Annotated in this window: 20 protein-coding genes and 2 pseudogenes; 14 read left to right on the forward strand and 8 right to left on the reverse strand. The window is 65.0% G+C overall.

Annotation, left to right across the window (positions count from 1 at the left end; all coding sequences use genetic code 11):
* The first annotated feature begins 64 nt into the window (after positions 1-64).
* From EKK97_RS20110 to EKK97_RS20125, 4 genes are all read left to right on the forward strand, one after another.
* On the forward strand, positions 65-1,363 hold the full coding sequence (locus EKK97_RS20110) for a Glu/Leu/Phe/Val family dehydrogenase (RefSeq protein ID WP_159554667.1): 1,299 nt from the start codon (positions 65-67) through the stop codon (positions 1,361-1,363).
* Positions 1,364-1,462: 99 nt separating this feature from the next.
* Positions 1,463-2,230, forward strand: coding sequence for a pseudouridine synthase (locus tag EKK97_RS20115; protein WP_159555886.1), 768 nt, complete (start codon positions 1,463-1,465; stop codon positions 2,228-2,230).
* A gap of 31 nt (positions 2,231-2,261) precedes the next feature.
* Positions 2,262-3,101, forward strand: coding sequence for a tRNA cyclic N6-threonylcarbamoyladenosine(37) synthase TcdA (gene tcdA, locus EKK97_RS20120; protein WP_159554669.1), 840 nt, complete (start codon positions 2,262-2,264; stop codon positions 3,099-3,101).
* Positions 3,102-3,133: 32 nt separating this feature from the next.
* Positions 3,134-3,358, forward strand: a complete 225-nt coding sequence (locus tag EKK97_RS20125) for a DUF1653 domain-containing protein (RefSeq protein ID WP_159554671.1) — start codon at positions 3,134-3,136, stop codon at positions 3,356-3,358.
* 77 nt (positions 3,359-3,435) lie between these two features.
* On the opposite strand, the gene bfr is transcribed toward EKK97_RS20125, so the two are convergent.
* From bfr to lptF, 5 genes and pseudogenes are all read right to left on the reverse strand, one after another.
* The gene (bfr, locus tag EKK97_RS20130) at positions 3,436-3,918 is read right to left on the reverse strand and encodes a bacterioferritin (protein WP_159554673.1); all 483 of its coding nucleotides are present in this window, start codon (positions 3,916-3,918) and stop codon (positions 3,436-3,438) included.
* A gap of 191 nt (positions 3,919-4,109) precedes the next feature.
* Positions 4,110-4,316, reverse strand: coding sequence for a (2Fe-2S)-binding protein (locus EKK97_RS20135; protein WP_159554675.1), 207 nt, complete (start codon positions 4,314-4,316; stop codon positions 4,110-4,112).
* 89 nt (positions 4,317-4,405) lie between these two features.
* On the reverse strand, positions 4,406-4,891 hold the full coding sequence (locus tag EKK97_RS20140) for an RDD family protein (protein ID WP_159554677.1): 486 nt from the start codon (positions 4,889-4,891) through the stop codon (positions 4,406-4,408).
* 72 nt (positions 4,892-4,963) lie between these two features.
* Entirely contained in the window at positions 4,964-6,028 is a 1,065-nt protein-coding gene (lptG, locus tag EKK97_RS20145) for an LPS export ABC transporter permease LptG (protein WP_159554679.1), read from the reverse strand.
* Positions 6,028-7,106, reverse strand: a pseudogene (gene lptF, locus EKK97_RS20150) (LPS export ABC transporter permease LptF). Before lptF ends, lptG begins: the two are co-directional and overlap by 1 nt.
* 117 nt (positions 7,107-7,223) lie before the next feature.
* On the opposite strand from lptF, the gene EKK97_RS20155 reads away from it, so the two are divergent.
* The 10 genes and pseudogenes from EKK97_RS20155 (at position 7,224) to EKK97_RS20200 (ending at position 20,646) form a co-directional block, all read left to right on the forward strand.
* Positions 7,224-8,744 (forward strand): leucyl aminopeptidase, encoded by a 1,521-nt coding sequence (locus EKK97_RS20155; protein ID WP_159554681.1) that lies wholly within the window; start codon positions 7,224-7,226, stop codon positions 8,742-8,744.
* 166 nt (positions 8,745-8,910) lie between these two features.
* Complete coding sequence (locus EKK97_RS20160) at positions 8,911-9,972, forward strand: branched-chain amino acid aminotransferase (RefSeq protein ID WP_159555887.1); 1,062 nt, start codon at positions 8,911-8,913, stop codon at positions 9,970-9,972.
* A gap of 302 nt (positions 9,973-10,274) precedes the next feature.
* Positions 10,275-10,714, forward strand: a pseudogene (locus EKK97_RS20165) (DNA polymerase III subunit chi).
* A gap of 396 nt (positions 10,715-11,110) precedes the next feature.
* Positions 11,111-13,960 (forward strand): valine--tRNA ligase, encoded by a 2,850-nt coding sequence (locus EKK97_RS20170; protein WP_159554683.1) that lies wholly within the window; start codon positions 11,111-11,113, stop codon positions 13,958-13,960.
* A 76-nt stretch (positions 13,961-14,036) separates the two neighbouring features.
* Entirely contained in the window at positions 14,037-15,449 is a 1,413-nt protein-coding gene (locus tag EKK97_RS20175; protein WP_159554685.1) for a sigma-54 interaction domain-containing protein, read from the forward strand.
* A 262-nt stretch (positions 15,450-15,711) separates the two neighbouring features.
* Positions 15,712-16,821, forward strand: coding sequence for a TRAP transporter substrate-binding protein (locus EKK97_RS20180; protein ID WP_159554687.1), 1,110 nt, complete (start codon positions 15,712-15,714; stop codon positions 16,819-16,821).
* 102 nt (positions 16,822-16,923) lie between these two features.
* Positions 16,924-17,520 (forward strand): TRAP transporter small permease subunit, encoded by a 597-nt coding sequence (locus EKK97_RS20185; RefSeq protein WP_159554689.1) that lies wholly within the window; start codon positions 16,924-16,926, stop codon positions 17,518-17,520.
* Positions 17,521-17,570: 50 nt separating this feature from the next.
* Positions 17,571-18,941: a TRAP transporter large permease gene (locus EKK97_RS20190; RefSeq protein WP_159554691.1), complete on the forward strand. Its 1,371-nt coding sequence runs from the start codon at positions 17,571-17,573 to the stop codon at positions 18,939-18,941.
* 36 nt (positions 18,942-18,977) lie between these two features.
* Complete coding sequence (locus EKK97_RS20195; RefSeq protein WP_159554693.1) at positions 18,978-19,760, forward strand: 3-hydroxybutyrate dehydrogenase; 783 nt, start codon at positions 18,978-18,980, stop codon at positions 19,758-19,760.
* Positions 19,761-19,911: 151 nt separating this feature from the next.
* Entirely contained in the window at positions 19,912-20,646 is a 735-nt protein-coding gene (locus EKK97_RS20200; RefSeq protein ID WP_159554695.1) for a phosphatase PAP2 family protein, read from the forward strand.
* Positions 20,647-20,711: 65 nt separating this feature from the next.
* On the opposite strand, the gene EKK97_RS20205 is transcribed toward EKK97_RS20200, so the two are convergent.
* The 3 genes from EKK97_RS20205 to EKK97_RS20215 all read right to left on the reverse strand — a co-directional run bounded on the left by EKK97_RS20205 (position 20,712) and on the right by EKK97_RS20215 (position 22,446).
* On the reverse strand, positions 20,712-21,167 hold the full coding sequence (locus EKK97_RS20205) for an META domain-containing protein (protein ID WP_159554697.1): 456 nt from the start codon (positions 21,165-21,167) through the stop codon (positions 20,712-20,714).
* A 311-nt stretch (positions 21,168-21,478) separates the two neighbouring features.
* Positions 21,479-21,919: a lactoylglutathione lyase gene (gene gloA / locus EKK97_RS20210; protein WP_159554699.1), complete on the reverse strand. Its 441-nt coding sequence runs from the start codon at positions 21,917-21,919 to the stop codon at positions 21,479-21,481.
* A 32-nt stretch (positions 21,920-21,951) separates the two neighbouring features.
* Positions 21,952-22,446 carry a DUF411 domain-containing protein gene (locus tag EKK97_RS20215; RefSeq protein ID WP_159554701.1) on the reverse strand — a complete coding sequence of 165 codons (495 nt, stop codon included), beginning with the start codon at positions 22,444-22,446 and terminating at the stop codon, positions 21,952-21,954.
* Positions 22,447-22,471 lie beyond the last annotated feature (25 nt).

Genomic DNA, 22,471 nt, shown 5'->3' on the forward strand with positions numbered 1-22,471 from the left:
TCGTGACTCGAGCCTGCTACGCTGAACTTGGCAACGACGGATCACGTTCATCAGGAGGAAGCCGATGTCTGGGCAAATGGATCATGCCAACCTGTTCGACGATGCCCGTTCCCGTCTGGAGGAGGTGTTCGACGCCATCGGCGTACAGGGCGACGCCAGGGAGCGCCTGAGGCAGCCCAGCCTGTCCCTGCAGGTGAGTGTGCCGGTGCGCATGGATGACGGCAGCCTGAGGGTCTTTCCCGGCTGGCGCGTGCAGTACAACAACATCCTGGGGCCGGCCAAGGGCGGCATTCGCTTCCACCCGGAGGTCAGCCAGGAGGAAGTGACCACGCTGAGCTTCTGGATGGCGGTCAAGTGCGCCGTAGTCGACCTGCCCTACGGTGGCGGCAAGGGAGGCGTCAAGGTCGACCCCAAGCAGCTGTCGAAACTGGAGCTGGAACGCCTGGCACGCGGCTACGTACGCGCCATCGCCGACATCATGGGGCCCGACCGCGACATCCCCGCCCCCGACGTCAACACCAATGCCACGGTCATGGGCTGGATGGCCGACGAATTCGACCACTTGGCCCGCGGCAAGGTGCCTGCCGCCATCACCGGCAAGCCACCCGCCCTGGGCGGCTCGCTGGGCCGTGTCGCCGCCACCGGGCGCGGTGCCCTGCACGTTCTGGACCTGTGGGCTGCCCGCGAGCGGCGTAAACCCGAGGAGACTACCGTGGCCATCCAGGGCTTCGGCAACGCCGCCTATCACTTCGCCCGCCTGGCCCATGAGCGGGGCTACCGTATCGTCGCCGTGTCCGACTCCAAGGGTGCCATCTACAGCCGCGAAGGCCTCGACCCCGACCCCATCATGGAGCAGAAGACCCACAACCAGCGCCTGCACGACATGGTCTACTGCGACGACTCGGTATGCATCGCCGACGACGTGGAAAAACTCGAGCGCGATGAGCTGCTCACTCTCGAAGTCGATGTCCTCGCCCTGGCGGCGCTGGAGAACCAGATCCATGAGGACAACGTCGACCAGGTCAAGGCCCGCGCCGTACTGGAAATCGCCAACGGCCCCGTCACTAGTCAGGCCGATGAGCGCCTCGAGAAGCGCGGCGTGCCGGTACTGCCCGACGTGCTGGCCAATACCGGCGGGGTGATCGTCAGTTATTACGAATGGGTACAGAATCGCAACGGGGAACGCTGGGCCGAGGAGAACGTCAACGCGCGGCTGGCCGAACGCCTGGAGCGCCAGAGCCAGCTGATCTTCGAGCGCGCCGAGCGAGAGGAAATCTCCTATCGCAAGGCCGCCTACCGCCAAGGCATCGAGCGCATTGCCGAAGCCATTCAGCTGCGCGGAAATTGTCAGGATAGCGAATGAGCGCTGCGGCTCACGCTCGGGCTAGCGTTCGACGCAAGGTGACAAGAACGGTGGCGGAGGGCGACAATGGCGACCCCTTGCGAGACGACCCGGGCCGCCATGACGGAACCCTTGACCCTTCTACATCGGGACGACTACCTGGTGGCCGTGCACAAGCCGTCGGGATTGCTGGTCCACCGCTCCAAGCTGGCGCAAGGCGAGAGCGTCTTCCTGCTGCAGCGGCTACGCGACCAACTCGGCCAGCGTGTCTATCCGGTGCACCGCCTCGATCGCCCCACCTCGGGGGTGATGGTCTTTGCCCTGGATCCGTCCACCGCGGCTCGGCTGGGCGAGGCTTTCGCCCAGCGCCAGACGCGCAAGCGCTACCTGGCCGTGGTGCGCGGCATCGGTCCCGAACATGAGCGTCTCGACTACGCCCTGCGCGAGGAGGACGGCAGCCGGCCCAAGGCGGAGATGCCCGCGCTGGAAGCCATCACCGAGATCAGGCGGCTCGACAGCGTGGAGCTGCCGGTCCAAGTGGACCGCTACCCCACCAGCCGCTACTCGCTGATGGAGGTCCTGCCCATGACCGGACGGCGTCACCAGATTCGCCGCCATCTCTCGCGACGCGGCTACCCGATTATCGGCGACGCCAAGCATGGCAAGGGCAACCACAACCGCTTCTTCGCCGAGCGCCTGGATTGCCCGCGATTGCTGTTGGCCGCCGTGGGCCTGAGTTTCGAGCACCCGGTCGAGGGTTACCGGCTGGCCGTGAGCTGTTGTCTGGATAACGCCATGACGACGCTGTTCCAGCGCTTCGGCTGGGCCGGCCACCTGCCGGTCGCCTCGGCCCGCCGCCTCGAAGCCGCCATGCTGCCCATCACCTGACACACCCGAGCCGGAGATCACCTACACTGCCATGACTGTTTCGTCACACCCACCGCACGCCGCACCGCCACCCCAGGACGACTACGATTTTCGCTTCGGTGGCATTCGGCGCCTCTACGGCACTCGCGCCCTCGAGCGCTTTCGTCGCGCCCATGTCGTGGTGGTAGGCGTGGGTGGCGTTGGCAGTTGGACGGTAGAGGCGCTGGCCCGTTCGGGCATTGGCCGGCTCACCCTGATCGATCTCGACGATGTCTGCGTGTCGAACGTCAATCGTCAACTCCCGGCTCTCGACGGTACCATTGGCCGACCCAAGGTAGACGTACTCGCCGAGCGCTGCCGGGCGATCCAGCCGGGCATCGAGGTGGTGGCAGACACAGCCTTCGTCACCCCGACCAACCTGACCGAGCGCATCCCCGTGGATGCCGACTACGTGGTCGACGCCATCGACAGCGTGGTGGCCAAGGCCGCGCTGATCGCCTGGTGCCGGCGACGCAAGTTGCCCATCGTGGTGGCGGGTGCCGCCGGAGGCCAGACCGACCCCACACGCATCAAGGTGGCGGATCTCGCGCGTACCGAGCACGACCCACTGCTGGCCAAGGTTCGAGCTCGCCTGCGTCGCGACTACGGCTTCTCGCGCAATCCCAAGCGTCGCTTCTCCGTGGAGTGCGTCTATTCTGACGAACAGTTGGTCTACCCGGGCTCGGATGGCGAAGTCTGCCTGCAAAAGCCCGGCAGCGGCGAGTCGACCCGGCTCGACTGCGCCTCCGGCGTAGGCGCGGCCACCTTCGTTACCGGCGGCTTCGGCTTCGTTGCCGCCTCGAGGGTGCTGGCACGCCTGGCCAAACGAGCTGCCCAGGATGGCAGCCAATAACGACAAGGACCCTTGAACTGGAGCCCAACGCAATGACCCACCCCCTCCCCGTTCCCGGCATCTACAGCCATTACAAGGGCAACCGCTACGAGGTACTCGGTGTCGCTCATCACAGCGAAACCGAGGAGCCACTGGTGGTCTACCGCGCGCTGTACGGCGACTACGGCCTGTGGGTGCGACCGCTGGCCATGTTCACCGAAACCGTGGAAGTGCGCGGCGAGCCGGTACCGCGTTTCGATCTCGAAAAGGCATTCTAGGCACAGGTGCCAGTCACAGAGGCTCTATAAAAAACCGGCGCCCTCAGGCGCCGGTGGCATGGCAAGCGGCCGCGACCTCACTCGTCGCCGGCTTCCTGCATCTGGCGCAGCATGTAGTTCTCGATGCCCACCTTGTCGATCAAGCCGAGTTCGGTCTCGATATGATCGATGTGTTCTTCCTCGTCGGCCAGGATCTCACGGAACAGATCGCGTGAGACGTAATCCTTGACCTTCTCGCAGTAGGCGATGGCCTCGATGTAGCCCTCGCGTCCTTCATGCTCGATCTTGAGATCGCACTCGAGCATTTCGCGCACGTTCTCGCCGATGTGCAGCTTGCCGAGATCCTGAAGGTTGGGTATGCCCTCGAGAAACAAAATGCGCTCGATCAGCTTGTCGGCATGCTTCATTTCGTCGATGGATTCGTCGTACTCCCACTTGGCCAGCGCCTTGAGGCCCCAGTCCTTGTACATCTTGGCATGCAGGAAGTACTGGTTGATCGCCACGAGCTCATTGCCGAGGGCCTTGTTGAGGTGCTCGATGACCTTGGCATCGCCTTTCATTGACTGTCTCCCCTGTCTCGTCGGTCTCTCGTCGACCTTGGGCCTTGCCTTGCCGTAACTTACGCTTGGTGGAATATTGTAGATAGTATTAGCCCAAAGAAACAAAAAATCCAACCGGGACAGTCGGTTGGATTAATGGCAACAAGAATGAGAGAGATTGGCAGTGGTGAGTCAGTGACAGGCACCAAATGCTATACGGCGTAGGCCAGGTCACAGGCCGAGGCCATGACTTCGGCCTTGATCGCTTCGCGAGTGATGGTCTTGCCGACACAGGCGCACTTGCCGCACTGGGTACCGCAGCCGGTCTCCTGCTGCACTTCCCGCCAGCTACGCGCACCGCTCTCCACGCTCTCGCGGATCTTACGGTCCGATACGCCCTTGCAAAGACATACATACATCGACATCACCTCGCTGTGCTTACGATAGTTAATGTAAATGATTCGCATAGCCTATCGCAAGAGGTGAAGCGACTATTTTTTGATCAGGATCATTTCCGTCCGCGTTTCGCCTTGGGCAACACCACCACGCGCGTTCCCGAGACGATATCCGGCCAGCTGCGGCGCTCGGTGTCGAACAGCACCCAGAGATAACCGAGGCCAAAGGCGGCCAGCGACAGCCAGGCCACCACATAGCGCACCAGGCTCTGCGCCAGCGTGATCGAATGACCGTCGCGGGTTTGCACGCGCAGGCGCCAGGCCTGCATGCCCAGCGTCATGCCGCCCCGCATCCAGGAGAAAGCGAAGAACAGAAAGGCGCCCACCAGCAGCAGCAACTGCAGCGTAAGACGCTGCGGCGTTCCCGCCCCAACCTCCTCGGCGCCCATGCCCAGCACGTAGCGCACGAATGCCACGTGCAGCACGGTAATCAGAATCCAGATCGCCGCCACCAGAAAGGCATCATAGAGCATGGCGCCCAAGCGACGGGCGAGGCCGGCAGGCCACACATCGTCGAGTTGATCGAAACGTCGTTGCATTGCTATCTCTTCCTAGCACGCCTTTCGGTCGATCCGAAAGACGCAGGTGCCATCCACTGCGCCACGCCGTTGTCAGCCGGTGCGGCGCAGCAGGTAAAGTCCCAGTGCCGCGCTGAGCAGGGTCGGCGCCAGCACCGCCCAGACAGGGGAGAAACCAAACACCGTCGAGGCCGGTGCCAGAAGGTCCTGCAGGTACTTGAACGACAGCCCGACGACCACCCCGTAAAACACCCGCGTGCCCGCCGCCACGGTGCGCAGCGGGCCGAACACGAACGAAGCCGCCACCAGGACCAGCGAGGCCATGGTCAATGGCATCAGCATCTTCTGCCAGAAGTAGAGCAGTGGCTGGGTCGCCTGCAGCCCCTGGCTGTGCAGGAAGCGTGCATAGGCCCACAGCTCACTGGGGGCCTGGCTGTTGATCGGCAGCAGCAAACGATTGAGTTGGGCAGGCGTCAGGTTGGTCTGCCACGGCTGCTCGGCAAGACGCTCAGCCTCGGTGCGGTCATCGAAGAAGCGGGTGGTGGCCACTTCCTCCATCATCCAGTCGCCGTCGCGCCACACGGCACGCTCCGCCGTGGTAGCCTCGCGCAGCTCACGCCCCTCGAAGCGGTAGCGGGTCAGGTCGAGTACGGTGTCGTCGGCACGAATGGCGCCGAAGCGGTAGACGCTGTCGCCCTCCCGCTGCCAGCCTCCATGCTGAACCAGCACCGCTCCCTCACCCTGCATCTGCTCCAGACGCCAAGCGCTGGCGAACTGCTCGGTGCGCGGGCTGACGTATTCAGCGATCAGCAGCACCACCGCCACCACCAGGATGATGGGCTTCATCACCCCCCATAGAATGCGCGTCAGCGAGCGCCCCGCGGCACGCATCACCGTCAGCTCGTTGCTCGAGGCCATGCTGCCCAGGCCGATCAGTGCCCCGATCAACACCGCCACCGGGGCGTACTGGTAGAAGCGCCAGGGCAGGCGCATCAACAGGTAGAGCAGCACCTGGAAGGCGCCGTACCCCCCCTCCACGTCGTCGAGGTCGTTGATATACGAAATCACCAGGTCGAGGCCGAGCAGCACCACCTGGACGACGATGATCGCGCCCAGCACGTTGCGAGCGATATAGCGATCGAGACGATCCGTCAGCATCAACGCATCCCCCTGCGCTGGTTGTGCATCAGCAGGCCCAGGCCCAGTGCCAGGAACAGAAGATGAATCGGCCACATGCCGATCGCCGCCGGCAGCGCCCGCGACCGATGGCATCCAGCGCAGCGAGCAGCAGGCTGAGATAGCACACATGCAGGAAGATGGCCGGCAACAGCTTGGCGAAACGCCCCTGACGCGGATTGACTCGTGAGAGCGGCATCGCCAGCAGGGTCAGGATGAAGACCATCACCGGCAGCGAGAGACGCCACTGCAGTTGGGCGCGGGCACGGTCGGAGTCGTCGTACAGCAAGTCACCGGTAGTGGCATATTCCGCCGACTCCAGCTCGCGCCTCTCACCGCCTAGCGAGAGCCGCACGGCATAGGTATCGAACTCCAGGCGCTCGGCTTCGAAACGCCCCGGATCGACGCTGTAACGTTCACCGTCGGCCAGCACCAGGAAACGGCTTCCGGTTTCGGGATCAACGGTCTGATAGCCGCTGCCGGCACGCGTCACGGCGGTTTCCGGAGTACCGTCGCGGCGCCGCTGGCGCTCGCTGATGAACACCTCGACCATGCGGCTGCCGTCGTCGCTGAAGGCCTCGGTATAAGCGGTACGGCCACCGCCGAAGTCCTGAAAGCGTCCTGGCGCCAGAGCGGTGAAGTCGAGCTGGCTGCGCTGCTCCTCGAGCATCACCGCATTGTGCAGAGCACCCGCCGGCGTCAGCCACAGGCTGCACAGCCCCACCAGCACTGCCACCAGGGTGGCCGGCACCAGGCTGACCTGCAGCAAGCGCACGGGGCTGATACCGCAGGCCACCAGCACGGTGATCTCGCTGTTCAGGTAAAGCTGTCCATAGGCCAGTAGAATTCCGAGGAAGAAGGCCAACGGCAGAATCAGCTCGAGAAAGCCGGGCAGGTGGTAGAGCATCAGGTTGCCGAGGATGGTGGCGGGAATGTCGCCCTCCGCGGCATCGGTGAAATAGCGGATGAACCGGCTGCCCATGATGACCAGCAACAGCACGCCGGCAACGGCGGCCATGGTGAGCAGGATTTCACGGGCCAGGTAACGAAAAATGATCATGCAGCGGTCTTCCATGCAATGGCGCCATGCCTTGAGTACACTTGGGTGATTCGGCAGTGGCCTGGAGCCGTGCCGGCATTATCCAGAATCCCCCATCGCTTGTCTTGTGGAGTCACCATGGAATTCCCAGTTCAGACGGCCAATCCCGCCAAGGCCGAAGCGGCCTGCCTCGTGGTACCGGTTTTCAAGGACGGCGACCTGCTGCCCGCCGCCGCCAAGCTCGACGATGCCAGCGAGCGGCTGATCGGCCAACTGATCGAGCGCGGCGACTTCGACGCCAAGCTGGGCAACGTACAGCTGATTCCTTTTGCCCCCGGTCTCGGCGCCGATCGCTTGCTGCTGGTGGGCCTGGGTGAGCGCGACAAGTGCCAGGAACGTGCCTTCATCAAGGCGCTGGACGCCGCTTTCTCCAGCGTTGCCGGGATGATGATCGAGGACGTTGCGGTGGCCTTCACTGACGTGCCGGTGCCGGAGCGCAGCGTGGCCTGGAAGAGCCGCATGACCGCCGAGGCCGTACATCGCGCCGTCTACCGTTTCGACGAGTTCAAGTCGGAGAAGGCCCCGCGCCCGCGGCTCGACAAGGTCACTCTGCTGCTCAGCGACGCCGACACCACGGACGAGGCACGCGAGGGTGCGCGCATCGGCGATGCCGTGGGCCAGGGCGTGGCCTATACCCGCACCCTGGGCAACCTGCCGGGCAACGTCTGCACGCCGAGCTATCTGGCCGAGCAGGCCGAACAGCTCGGCCGCGAGTCGAGTGGAACTCTCGAGGTCGAGATCCTCGACGAAGCCGCCCTGGAGGAACTTGGCGCCCACAGCCTGCTATCGGTGGGCCGCGGTAGCGAACAGCCCTCACGGCTGATCGTCATGAAGTACCAGGGCGCAGAGAGCGCCGACGAGGCGCCCCACGTACTGGTGGGCAAGGGCATCACCTTCGATACCGGCGGCATCTCGCTCAAGCCCGGCGAAGCCATGGATGAGATGAAGTTCGACATGTGCGGCGCCGCCAGCGTATTCGGCACCGCCAAGGCCATGCTCGGCATTCGACCCAAGCTCAACCTGGTGTTCATCGTCGCCGCCGCCGAGAACATGCCCGACGGCCGCGCCACCAAGCCCGGCGATATCATCAAGACCCTCAAGGGGTTGACCGTGGAAGTGCTCAACACCGACGCCGAGGGCCGCCTGGTGCTGTGCGATGCGCTGACCTACGCCGAACGCTTCGAGCCTGCCAGCGTGGTCGACATCGCCACCCTCACCGGCGCTGCCATCATCGCCCTGGGCCACCACGCCACCGGCCTGCTCTCCAACGACGACGACCTGGCGCTGGACCTGCTCGACGCCGGCGAGGCCGCCTGGGATCGCGCCTGGCACCTGCCACTGTGGGACGAGTACAAGGAGCAGCTCGACTCCAACTTCGCCGACATGGCCAACATCGGCGGGCGCCCGGCTGGCACCATCACCGCAGCCTGCTTCCTCTCGCGCTTCGCCGACAAGTTCCCCTGGGCACACCTGGACATCGCCGGCACTGCCTGGACCTCGGGCAAGCAGAAAGGCGCCAGCGGCCGCCCGGTGGGGCTGCTGACCCAGTACCTGCTCGACCGCGAGGAGGAAGCGCGCCAGGTCGAAAGCGACAGCTGACACCGCCAAGGTTGCCATCCTCTTCGGCAACCGTTACATCTGACGCAACAAGCCTCGGGCCGCCGGGTCCGAGGCGCACGAGAAGCCCAAGAAAACGCCGGAATCCCGGCATAGCGGAGACCCTTTTGCCGTGCCCAACGCAACCTTCGAGACACTGCCAAGCGCCATGCCCACGGCAGCCAACATTCGCGACGACATCCTCGCCAACCCCGGTTTCGGCCGCTACTTCAGCGACCACATGGCCCACGTGCGCTGGACGGCCGAGGCCGGCTGGCATGGCCACGAAGTGCGCCCCTACGGCCCGTTGACCCTAGACCCGGCGGCGGCCGTGCTGCACTACGGCCAGGAAATCTTCGAGGGCATCAAGGCCTACCGCCACGCCGACGGCTCGGTGTGGTCGTTCCGCCCGGAGAAGAATGCCGAGCGCTTCCGCCGCAGCGCCCGTCGTCTGGCGCTGCCCGAACTCAGCAACGAAGACTTCGTCGGCTCGCTCAAGGCGCTGCTCGCCCAGGACCACGCCTGGGTGCCGACGCCCCGCAACGAGGCCGATGAATCGAGCCTCTACCTGCGCCCGTTCATGATCGCCAGCGAGAAGTTCCTCGGCGTGCGTCCGGCCCAGGAGGTCGACTACTACGTGATCGCCTCCCCCGCTGGCGCCTACTTCAAGGGCGGCATCGCCCCGGTGTCGATCTGGCTCTCCTCGCACTACAAGCGCGCCGCCCCCGGCGGCACCGGCTTCGCCAAGTGCGGCGGCAACTACGCCGCCTCGCTGGCTGCCCAGAAGGAAGCCGAAAAACACGGCTGCAGCCAGGTCGCCTTCCTCGACGCCGCCGAGAACAAGTGGGTCGAGGAGCTGGGCGGCATGAATCTGTTCTTCGTCTACAAGGACGGCCGCCTGGTCACCCCGCGCCTGACCGACACCATCCTCGAGGGCGTGACCCGCGACTCGGTGCTCACCCTCGGCCGCGACGAAGGCTTCACCCCGGAGGAGCGCGCCATCAGCATCGACGAGTGGCGCGACGGCGTGGCTTCCGGCGATATCGCCGAAGTCTTCGCCTGCGGCACCGCCGCGGTGATCACCCCGGTGGGCCAGCTAGTCACCGAGGACGGCACCATCCAGATGCCCGACGCCGGCAACGAGATCGCCAAGCGCCTGCGCGGCAAGCTGCTCGATCTGCAGTACGGCCGGGCCGAAGACAAGCATGGCTGGTTGACCAAGCTGATCTAACAAGGATTCCCTGCTGCGCTCGAGATCCTGGCCGCCGGCGGTGCTCACGATCCTCATTGAGCAACAGTCAACTCCGGTCGCTCCGCTCCGGCGGCGGCCAGCCTCTCATCGCTCGCGACGGGAATCCACGCTTCGTTAATGACATTTGAGTCTGCTACCTAGACGAGGGGCGTCGGGGACAGGGTGAAGAGGAGGTCTTTTGCCATGGATGGCAAAAGTAGCGCCCAGGGATGGGTTCACAGCGCCTCCTCGTAACCCTGTCGCCGACAAAGCCCCTCTGCCACCGAGGTCAGAGAGTCCACATGACCCAGGTCGACTTCTACATTTTGCCTGATACAACCCTCGAGGCACGGCTCGACTTCGCCTGCCGGCTGGCCGAGACCATCGCCGGCAAGGGCTACCGGCTGCACCTGCACGCCGAGGACGAGGCCATGGCCAGTGATCTCGACGAGCGGCTGTGGACCTTCCGCCCCGAGGCCTACCTGCCCCACGCCCTGCTCGGCAGCGAGATGGCCGAGAGCGTGGCGGTGACCATCGGCTGGGAGCAGCCGCCCGAGCCGAGTGCCGAAGCACCCATGGCGCTGCTCAACCTCGACCCGGGCATCCCGAGTGGTTCTCGCGTTTCGAGCGGGTCGCCGAGATCATCAACCAGCATCAGCAGGTGCTCGTCGCCAAGCGCGAGTGCTGGCAGACCTACAAGCAGCGCGGCTATCCCGTGAAAGCGCATCAGCTACGCGGCTGAGCCCCAAGGCACCAAAGCGAGGGGCGCCGAGGTGAGGGGCGCCGAGGTGAGGGGCGCCGGGGGCAGGCCGAAGAGGAGGTCTTTTGCCATGGGTGAGGAGCACTGCTCCGAACGGGCTGGCCATGGATGGCCAGCCCCGGTCCTGCGAGTGGAGCAGGATGCGAGAGCGAAGCAGGGCAAAAGTAGCGCCCAGGGATGGGTTCACAGCGCCTCCTCGCAGGCCTGCCCCCGGATCAGCCCCGACTCCGTGCAGCTTCGCTGGGAATGGCCACTTGGTTGGCTGACGCCAAGCGCCCCATCGCGCTATAATCGAGCCCATTTTTCGCACGCTTTCGATGACTTCCCGCCGCCCGGCCCACGACCCGGCGGCGATCATTTCTGGACCCGGAACGCCCCATGGACAAGACCTACCAACCCGAGCAGATCGAATCCCGCTGGTACGAGCGCTGGGAGGCCGACGGCCGCTTCGCCCCCTCGGGCGAGGGCGAACCCTACTCGATCATGATCCCGCCGCCCAACGTCACCGGCAGCCTGCACATGGGCCACGCGTTCCAGGACACCATCATGGACACGCTGATCCGCTGGCGCCGCATGCAGGGCAACAACACCCTGTGGCAGGTGGGCACCGACCACGCCGGCATCGCCACCCAGATGCTGGTCGAGCGCAAGGTCGCCGCCGAAGAGGGCAAGAGCCGCCACGACCTGGGCCGCGACGCCTTCATCGACAAGGTATGGGAGTGGAAGCACGAATCCGGCGGCCACATCACCCGCCAGCTGCGCCGCATGGGCGCCAGCGTTGATTGGTCGCGCGAACGCTTCACCATGGACGACGGCTTCTACAAGGCGGTGCAGGAAGTCTTCGTGCGGCTCTATGAAGAGAACCTGATCTATCGCGGCAAGCGCCTGGTCAACTGGGACCCCACCCTGCACACCGCCATCTCCGATCTCGAAGTCGAGAACCGCGAGCAGCAGGGCCAGTTCTGGCACTTCCGCTATCCGCTGGCCGACGGCGTGAAGACCGACGCCGGCCTCGACTACCTGGTCGTCGCCACCACCCGCCCCGAGACGATGCTCGGCGATACCGGCGTGGCGGTGAATCCCGATGACCCACGCTACGCCTCGCTGATCGGCAAGTTCGTCGAGCTGCCCTTGGTCGGCCGGCGCATCCCCATCGTCGCCGACGAGCACGCCGACATGGAGAAGGGCTCCGGCTGCGTGAAGATCACCCCGGCTCATGACTTCAACGACTACGAGGTGGGTCGTCGCCACGGCCTGCCGCTGATCAACGTCTTCACCCAGGACGCAGCGATCCTGCCCCAGGCCGAGGCCTTCGACATCCAGGGCCGCCCGCTGCCCGAGATCGACCCGAGCCTGCCCCAGGCCTACGCCGGCCTCGACCGCTTCGAGGCGCGCAAGCAGATCGTCGCCGACATGGAGGCCGCCGGGCTGCTCGAGCAGATCGAGACGGTCAACAATACCCTGCCCTACGGCGACCGCTCCGGCGACGTCATCGAGCCGCTGCTCACGGACCAGTGGTTCGTCGCCGTGGAGAGCCTGGCCAAGCCCGCCATCGCCGCGGTGGAGAACGGCGACATCCAGTTCGTGCCCAAGAACTACGAGAACATGTACTTCTCGTGGATGCGCGACCTGCAGGACTGGTGTATCTCGCGCCAGTTGTGGTGGGGCCACCGCATTCCCGCCTGGTACGACGAAGCCGGCAACGTTTATGTCGCCCGCACCGAGGCCGAGGCGCGCGAGAAGCATGGTCTTTCCGCCGACGTCGCCCTGACCCAGGACGAAGACGTGCTCGACACCTGGTTCAGCTCGGGCCTATGGACCTTCGGCACCCTGGGCTGGCCGGAGCAGACCCCGGAGCTGGCGACCTTCCACCCCTCCAGCGTGCTGGTCACCGGCTTCGATATCATCTTCTTCTGGGTCGCGCGGATGATCATGCTGACCCTCAAGTTCACCGGCGAGGTGCCGTTCAAGACCGTCTACGTGCATGGCCTGGTGCGTGACGGCCAGGGCCAGAAGATGTCCAAGTCGAAGGGCAACGTGCTCGACCCCATCGACCTGATCGACGGCATCACCCTGGACGCGCTGCTCGAGAAGCGCACCGGCAACATGATGCAGCCGCAGAAGGCCAAGGCCATCGCCAAGGCCACCCGCGACGAGTTCCCCGAGGGCATCGAGCCCCACGGCACCGATGCGCTGCGCTTCACCTTCCTCTCCCAGGCTACCACCGGGCGCGACATCAAGTTCGACATGGGCCGCCTCGACGGCTACCGCAACTTCTGCAACAAGCTATGGAACGCCTCGCGCTACGTGCTGATGAACGCCGAGGGCCAGGACTGCGGTGCGCAAGGTGGCGAGGTCGAACTGTCGCTGGCCGACCGCTGGATCGTCTCGCGTCTGCAGCAGACCGAGGCCCAGGTGACCAAAGCGATGGAGGAGTTCCGCTTCGATCATGCGTCGCAAGCACTCTACGAGTTCGTCTGGAACGAGTACTGCGACTGGTACCTGGAGCTCTCCAAGCCGGTGCTGTGGGACGAGGGCGCCAGCGAGGCGGCCAAGCGCGGTACCCGCCGCACCCTGGTGCGGGTGCTGGAGGCGATCCTGCGCCTGGCCCACCCGATGATGCCCTACATCAGCGAGGAGATCTGGCAGCGCGTGGCGCCGCTGGCGGGCAAGGCCGCGGGCGACGGCAGCGAATCGATCATGGCGCAGCCCTGGCCGCAGCCGGAAAACCACAAGCTCGACGAAGCCGCCACCCGCGACATCGAGTGGCTCAAGGGCGTGATCGTGGCGGTGCGCAACGTGCGCGCCGAGATGAACATCGCTCCGGGCAAGCCGCTCGACGTGCTGCTGACCAAGGGCTCGCAGGCGGATCGCGAACGCCTCGAGGCCAACCGCCTGTTCCTCGCCAAGCTGGCCAAGCTGGAGAGCGCTACCTGGCTCGACGACCCGAGCGAGGCGCCGCTGTCGGCCACGCAGTTGGTCGGCGACATGGAGGTGCTGGTGCCGATGGCCGACCTGATCGATAAGGACGCCGAGCTCACCCGCCTGGCCAAGGAGATCGACAAGCAGGACAAGCTGATCGGCGGCATCGAGAAGAAGCTTTCCAACGAGAGCTTCGTCGCCAAGGCGCCGGAGGCGGTGGTCGAGAAAGAGCGCGGCAAGCTCAAGGAGTACCAGGCGGCCCGCGCCGTGCTGCTCGAACAGCGCGACAAGATCGCCGCGCTGTGACCCAGCGGCCCGAAACCGCCGCGTGGTGATTCATAGCGGCCCGGAGATGACGCCAATGCCTCGAGAGGACAACAGCATGGCCAGCCAGAGCCAAGGCTTGACCCTCGAGGCGATCCGCCCGCTGTTTCCGCTGCTTGAGCGCAACAGCGCCGGAGCGATCCTGGTCGACGAATCGAGCCGTCTTATCTGGATCAACGCCTGTTACTGTCGGCTGCTGGGCATCGACGATCCGGCCAGCGTGATCGGCCGCCCCGTGGGCGAGGTGATCCCGCACACACGCATGCCCGAGGTAGTACGCAGCGGGCAGCCCATTCTGCTCGACATCATGGAATACCAGGCACGGCAACTGGTCGTCACGCGGCTGCCGCTGCACGATCCGGCCAGCGGCCGGGTCAACGGTGCCGTGGCCTTCATCGTATTCGACGACCTGGGCCCCTTGGCGCCGCTGATCGGCAAGTACCGCCGCCTGCAGCACGACCTGGCGGTGGCCCGGCGCGCCCTGGCAAGCCGCGGCTCACGCTACGCGCTGGCCGATTTCGTCGGCGCCAGCCCGGCAGTACTCGAGGTCAAGCGCCGTGCCCGCCTGGCCGCCGCCCGCGCCACGCCGGTACTGCTGCTGGGCGAGACCGGCACCGGCAAGGAGGTGCTGGCCCAGGCCATCCACGGCGACTCGCCGCGGGGGGCCAGTCCCTTCGTTGCCGTCAACGTCGCCGCGGTGCCCGAGAACCTGCTCGAGGCGGAGTTCTTCGGCGTTGCACCGGGGGCCTACACCGGCGCCGACAAGCGTACCCGACAGGGCAAGTTCCAGCTCGCCGACGGCGGCACCCTGTTCCTCGACGAAGTCGGCGACATGCCCTTGGCGCTGCAGGCCAAGCTGCTGCGCGCGCTGCAGGAGGGCGAGGTGGAGCCGCTCGGCTCCAACGAGATCAAGCGCATCGACGTGCGCGTGATCGCCGCCACCAGCCGCGACCTGGAAGCCATGGTCGCCGAGGGCAGCTTCCGCTCCGACCTCTACTATCGCCTCAACGTGCTGCGCATCCAGGTCCCTCCACTGCGCGACCGCCTGGCCGACCTGGGCATCCTGTGCGAGACCCTGCTCGGCCGTATCGCGGCGGAAAGCGGCGAGCCCCGCGCTGAGATCAGCGCCGAGGCCGTGGCGTTGCTTCAGCGTCACGATTGGCCCGGCAACATCCGCGAGCTGCGCAACGTGCTCGAACAGACCCTGGCCCTGAACGAGGCCTGTAGTGTCATCGACGTACCGGAGCTGCGCGCCGCTCTGCACCTTCCCACCCAGGCCGGGGACGTTGCAATGCCCACCGCCAGCGTTCGCCCGCTGGCCGAGATCGTCGCCGAAGCCGAGCGCACCGCCTTGACCAATGCCCTCGCAGCCTGCCGTGGCAACAAGTCCCGTGCCGCCCGCCTGCTGGGTATTCCCCGCTCGGTGCTTTACGACAAGCTCTCTCGCCTGTCCGTTAAAACGGACATCTGACCGGATTTCAGTCAAATCCCGCTGCGACCAAGGTCTAAAAATGTCCGTAAAATCGGACATACCTCTCAACCTTCCTTCCTCACAAATAATTTAACTATTTGTTAGTTAAGGCATTTTTCAATATGGCATGAAGACTGCACTACGTTGGGGCATGTGCCGCTCGAGCGGTGCTGACGGTCGCTTCGCAGGGCGATCCATAAAACGTCCAACCGCCAGGAATCGACCAGGCGTTGTACCGACAACAACTTCATCAGGAGTCTTCATGTCGTTCACTCCCACTTTCGCCGCTCGCCTTCGCCCGCTCACCCTCGGCGTGGCTGCTGCCGCCCTGATGGCGGGGCTCACCACCACCGGTACCGCCGCAGCCCAGGAGCGAGTGCGCTGGCAGGTTCCCATCGCCTTCCCCTCGCATCTGGTCGGCCTGAGCACGCCGGTACGCTTCCTCAGCGAATCGCTGGAGCAGGCTTCCGGTGGCAACATTAACTTGCGCTACTACGAGCCGGGAGAGCTGATCCCGCCGTTCGAAATCCTCGACGCCGTCTCCGAAGGCCGCTATGACGCCGGCTTCACCTGGGTCGGCTACGACCAGGGCAGCATTCCTTCTCTGCCGCTGTTCGCCGGTGCGCCGTTCGGCATGGAGCCGCCTGCCTACCTGGCCTGGCACTACTTCGGCGGCGGCCAGGAGCTGCTCGAAGAGATCTACGCTGACTACAACGTCCAGCCGCTGCTGTGCAGCATGATCGGCCCGGAAGCCGCCGGCTGGTTCGCCGAGCCACTGGAGAATCTCGACCAGATCGATGGCCTACGCATTCGCTTCGCCGGTATCGGCGGCCGGGTGATGGAGCGCCTGGGCGCCTCCGTGACGATGATTCCTGGGGGTGAGCTCTACCAGGCCATGGAGCGCGGCACTATCGACGCCATGGAGTTCTCCGCCCCGGCGGTGGACCGCATCCTCGGCATGCAGGAGATCGTGCAGAACTACATCATGCCGGGCTGGCACCAGACCTTCACCACTGCGCACCTGCTGGTCAACAAGGACAGCTGGGAGGCGCTGGAACCGCAGACCCAGGCGATGATCGACATGGGCTGCCGTGCGGCGACCCTCTACGGCTACTCCGAGAGCGAGATCGAGACGCCCAAGGCACTGCGCGACTTCGAGGCCGAAGGCGTCAATGCCCAGGTGCTCTCCGACGAGATTCTCGGCGAGCTGCGCCGGGTGACCAACGAGGTGCAGGCCGAGATCGCCGCCGAGGATGAGATGTTCGGTCGCGTGCTCGAGAGCCAGCGGGAGTTCATGAAGCTGCACGGCAACTGGCACGTCAAGGGCCACCTGCCGCGCTCCTACTACGCGCCGGAAAACCTCGAAAACTGAGCTGGCCGCCCGCTACCGGGCAGCCTCTCCAAGCCATGAGTGACAGCGGTCCCCGCCGTATGGCGGGGCCGCCCCGTTTTCCCACGCCCCGGAGTCACCCCAATGAGCGTCAACGATTCGGCGGCCTCTCCCCAGGGGCCGGAGGGCCACTCCACGCCAGAGTTGCCCACCAACCGCCTCAGCTATCGTCTCGACATGGCCATCCTGTTGTTCGGCCGTGCCGTTTCCTGGCTGTGGCTCGCTACCCTGGCGGTAGTGCTGACCAACGTGGTCAATCGCTTCATCCTCGGCCGCGGCTCGATCGCCGTGGAAGAACTCTCCTGGCACCTGTTCGGTGCCACCATGATCCTCACCCTGGCCTATGCCGTGGTCAGCGACGACCATGTGCGCGTCGACGTGATCCGCGAGAAATTCTCGCTGCGTACCCAGGCCTGGATCGAGATCATCGCCATCGTGCTACTGGCCCTGCCGGTGCTCTACCTGATGGCCGAGGCGCTGTTCGAATACGGCTACCGCTCCTTCGCGCGCGGCGAGCGCTCCCAGGCACCCAGCGGCCTGCCCTACCGCTTCATCATCAAGACCCTGATCCCCATCGGACTCACGCTGGTCGCCGTGGCGTTGCTTTCCCGGGCACTGCGCTGCTCCACCCTGCTGTTCGGTTACCCCCGGCGCGTCAACAAGACGACCCCACGGCAGTAATCGCCCACGACCTATCCGGAATACGCCACGTTCATCTAGCGAGATCGACTATGGGACTGGAACAATTTCTCGTGCTGGCGATGTTCGCCAGCTTCATGGGCCTGCTGCTGCTGGGTTTCCCGGTGGCTTGGTCGCTGGCCGGTATCGGTTTCGTCTTCGCCGTCATCGGCCACGTGCTGGTGGAATTCCTTGGCGCCGACCTGTGGTTCTCCTGGAGCGGCACCATTGGTGTGCTGGACCGCCGTATCTACGGCATCGTCGCCAATGAACTGATGGTGGCCCTGCCGCTATTCATCTTCATGGGCATCATGCTCGACCGCTCCGGCATCGCCGAACGCCTGGTCACATCGCTGGTCCGCGTGCTCGGCGGCCTGCGCGGCGGTTACGCCGTCACCGTGGTCATCGTCGGCGTACTGCTGGCCGCCTCCACCGGTATCGTCGGCGCCTCGGTGGTGCTGCTCGGCATGCTGTCGCTGGGCCCAATGATGCGCGCCCAATACAACAAGTCGCTGGCGGTGGGCACCGCCTGTTCGGTAGGTACGCTCGGCATTCTCGTGCCACCCAGCATCATGCTGGTGCTGATGGCGGACCGCATGGGTACTTCCGACGCTTCGGTGGGGCGGCTGTTCATGGCCGCGCTGGTTCCCGGCGTGATGCTCGGCGTGCTCTATATCGCCTACATCCTGATCGCCGCCTATCTGAACAAGGACCTGGCGCCGGCCCCCAAGGACCGCGAGCCGCTCGACGCGCGCGCCTTCCTGCAGGTATTCAAGGCGGTGCTGCCCCCGCTGGGGTTGATCCTGGCGGTGCTCGGCTCGATCTTCACCGGCTTCGCCACCACCACCGAGGCTTCGGCAGTGGGTGCGCTGGGCGCCATGTTGCTGGCCCTGGTCAACCGTCGGCTCAGCCTTGCCACCCTGCGCCAGGCGCTCTACCAGACCAGCCGTACCACGGCCTTCATCTTCGCCATCTTCATCGGCGCCACGGTGTTCGCTGCCGTGCTGCGTGGGCTGGGCGGTGACGACGTGGTGCGTTTCGCCCTTACCGGGCTGCCCTTCGGTGAAACCGGCATCGTGCTGACGATCCTGGCGGTGGTGTTCCTGCTCGGCTTCTTCCTCGATTGGGTCGAGATCACCCTGATCATTCTGCCGCTGGTGGCACCGGTGGTGATGAGCCTGGGCGTGGATCCGCTATGGTTCGCCATCCTCTTTGCCATCTGCCTGCAGACCTCGTTCCTGACGCCGCCAGTGGGCTTCGCCCTCTTCTACATCAAGGGCGTTTGTCCGCCGGGTATCACTACCCGCGACATCTATCTCGGCGTGGCGCCCTTCGTGGCCATTCAGTTGCTTGGGCTATTGCTGGTGTTCTTCTTCGCCCCGCTGGCGACCTGGCTGCCCAGCGAGATCTATGGCGGTCGCTGACTTTTCGGTAGGGGTTTCTCGACAGGGAGATGAACTATGCAACTCATTGACAAGACGGCACTGATCACGGGTGCCGCCGGCGGCATCGGCCGCGCCATTGCCGAGCGCTATGCCCGCGAGGGGGCCAGGGTCGCGGTGGCCGATCTCGATCTGGCCGCCGCCGAGGCCACCGTCGCGCAGATCCGCGCGAGCGGTGGCCAGGCCATGGCGCTGGCCATGGACGTCACCGACGAGGCGGCGGTCGATGCCGGAGTGGAACGCCTGGTGGCCGAGTGGGGCGGACTGGACATCGCCGTGGCCAATGCCGGCATCCAGCACATCGCACCGCTGCACACCCTCGCGTATGCCGATTGGCGCAGGGTGATGGCGGTACACCTGGATGGCGCCTTCCTGGTCACCAGCGCCGCCCTGCGCCAGATGTACCGGCAACCGAGTGGCGGCTGCCTGCTCTACATGGGCTCGGTGCACAGCAAGCTCGCCTCGCCGCTCAAGGCCCCCTACGTGACCGCCAAGCATGGCCTGCTGGGGCTGTGCCGCAGCGTGGCCAAGGAAGGTGCGGCGCACCGGGTGCGGGCCAACGTGATATGTCCGGGGTTCGTGCGCACGCCGCTGGTGGATCGGCAGATTCCCGAGCAGGCCGAGGCGCTGGGTATCTCCGAAGAAGCGGTGATACGCAACGTGATGCTCAAGGATACCGTCGATGGCGAGTTCACCACGCTGGACGATATTGCCGAAGTGGCGCTGCACTTGGCGGCCTTTCCCACGGCGGCGCTGACGGGGCAGTCAGTGGTGGCCAGCCACGGGTGGTATATGCAGTAAGGAAACCCTGCACAGATGCCTGCGCGGGCGAAGCGCTCGTCGACTTGTGCAGCGCTTCCTAAGCAAAGCGAGAGCATTAGGGAACGCTGTTCTGCAACACGGCTTTCACATAGAATGAGGGTACCGTTCATCAACGCGTGCCGATGCCCTCATGCCTCATACCGAACCGACCTTCGCGCCAGGGCGCATCCTGCTCTTCAACCTGCTGGGCGCCCTGCTGGTGTGGTCCTGGCTTTCGCCCGGCCTGCTGTTCTGGACCGAGTTGGACGACGCCGTCTTCTTCACCACCAATGCCTGGCTGAGCGAAGACAACGAAGCCTGGGTGCTGTTCGTGGCGGCCATCAACAATCGCTTGTTCGATGTGATCAGCCTGTTGGTCCTGCTAGCCATCTACCTGTGGGCCATGAGCCAGGATACCCAGCGCCAGCACCGTCTGATGCGCTGGGGCGGCATCGGCTTCACCATGCTGATCTCGGCGGTCGTCATTGCCCAGGGTTTCCGCATGGTGGTGCCTTACACTCATCCCAGCCCCACCGTGGTGTACGACAACGTCAACCTGGTGACGGAGTTGGTCGACTTCTCCACCAAGGACAGCTCAGGCAGCAGCTTTCCGGGCGACCATGGCATCAACCTGTTCCTGTTCACCGCCTTCATGTGGCGCTTCGTCGGCCTGCGTGTTGCCTTGGTCAGTGCGGTCTTTGCGGTGCTGCTCAGTGCCCCGCGCATCCTCAGCGGCGCCCACTGGTTCAGCGACGTATTCTTCGCCGCACTGGCGATCAACCTGATCGTCACGCCGTGGATACTGCTCACTCCGGTCGGGCCGGGACTGGCACGGGCGATCACCGCGGGACTGGTGAAGGCGCGCAACGCTCTCCCAAGACGCTGATCTCACGTTGATTTCACCCCAATACGAAGAGGTGGAGTTGCGTTACGCGCAACCCCACCCTTTCGTCAGTTGGCTTTGCGCCAGCCGCCCAAGACCCGCTGGTCGCGACCGAAGAACACCAGCCGGTCATGATCGATGAGGAAGCGGTAGGCGTTCTCCATCATCCCGGTCACACGCCGGGCATCCTCTAGCTGCGGGCAGCCCCGGCGGGTAGTCCCCAGCTCACTGAACTGGATGCGGTTGCCCTCGTCGAGGTTTACCCGCCCATTGATCTGGTTGCAGCCGTCGCTGCCGGACACGCGGCCATCGGGGGAAACCACGAAGTGAGGCGTCTCCGGCATGGAGAGCCGCTCGTCCGTCCCCATCAGTAGCAGGTTCCAGCGTTGCCCCACGACTGGATGGTCGCTGCTGGCACGCGGGGCGTCTTGACGAGCGGGCTCGGTCGGCTTGCCGCCGCAGGCGGCCAGGGTCATGGCGACGAACGCCAACAGCAGCGCTCGGCCAGGCAGAGTCTTGATCATCGAGAGATTCGTTCCTTATTGCTTTACATCGATCTTGGGAAGCGCTGCACAAATTGACGAGCGAGATGAAGCGGCTAGGTTCGTTCCCGACGAACCAACGCACTTCCCACATCCATGTGGGTCGCAAGGCGCACGGAGCACAGAACCGAGCGAAGCGACAAACAGCCGTAGGCTGGCCCCGAAGGGGCGAGAAGCCGAAGGCTTCGAGTCAACCGGAGCATATGGGGTATATGTGAGGATCCGCCGGTCCGACGCTTCGGCACCGCGCAACGCAGCGATTCGCTCGCGCAGGCATTTGGGAGTGTTTCCCCTTACCAAGTGCCGGTGTTTTCCATCGAGGCCCAGGGCTCCTTGGGCGGCAGCGCCTCGCCCTTCTGCAGCAATTCGATGGAGATGCCGTCGGGGCTACGCACGAAGGCCATGTGGCCGTCGCGGGGCGGACGGTTGATGGTCACGCCGGCCTTCTGCAGCCGCTCGCACAGGGCATAAATATCATCGACCCGATAGGCCAGGTGACCGAAGTTGCGCCCACCGCCGTATTCTTCGGGATCCCAGTTGTAGGTCAGCTCGAGTTCCGGCGCCTTGAGCTCGGCGGAACGCGACTCGTCCTCGGGTGCGGCGAGAAAAACCAAGGTGAAGCGCCCCTTCTCGTTCTCCTTGCGCCTCACTTCCTTCAGCCCCAGCAAGTCGCAGTAGAAACGCAGCGACGCATCAAGGTCGCTGACTCGAACCATGGTGTGCAGGTACTGCATGAGCCCTCCTTGTCGTCCTGGCTTTCGGCGAATCAATCGTGAGTATACTCGCTGAAGACGGCCGGCGTCCGGTCCTCATGCCGCCAGGTCAGCACGGCGTAATCGTCGTAGCGCCCCGTCTCCATGCCTGGTGATCCATGGGGCATGCCTGGCACCGTCAGTCCTACCACGTCGGGCCGCTCATCAAGCAGACGCTTGATGTCGGCGGCCGGCACGTGGCCCTCGATCACATAGCCCTCGATCAGCGCCGTATGGCAGGAAGCCAGCTCGGGAGCGACGCCGTGTTCGATCTTCACCGAACGCATGTCGCGGGTCTTGTGCTGGCGTACCTCGAAGCCTGCCTCCCGGAGGTGTTCGGCCCAATCCGTGCAGCAACCGCAGTTCGGGTCCTGGTACATCTCGACCACCGAACCGGCTTGGGTACTGGCACCCGGGGTCAGGGCAAGGTAAAGGGCCAGTGCACCACCGGCCAGCAGCGACAGCGCCGTTACCTTTGTGGTCTTTCGGTTTACGGGTAGGATCTTCATGCGGGGTGGCTCCTGAAGCGTTGCG

Origin of the sequence: Billgrantia tianxiuensis (genome assembly GCF_009834345.1) — a bacterium.
In the GTDB taxonomy this organism is placed as follows: Bacteria; Pseudomonadota; Gammaproteobacteria; order Pseudomonadales; family Halomonadaceae; genus Halomonas; species Halomonas tianxiuensis.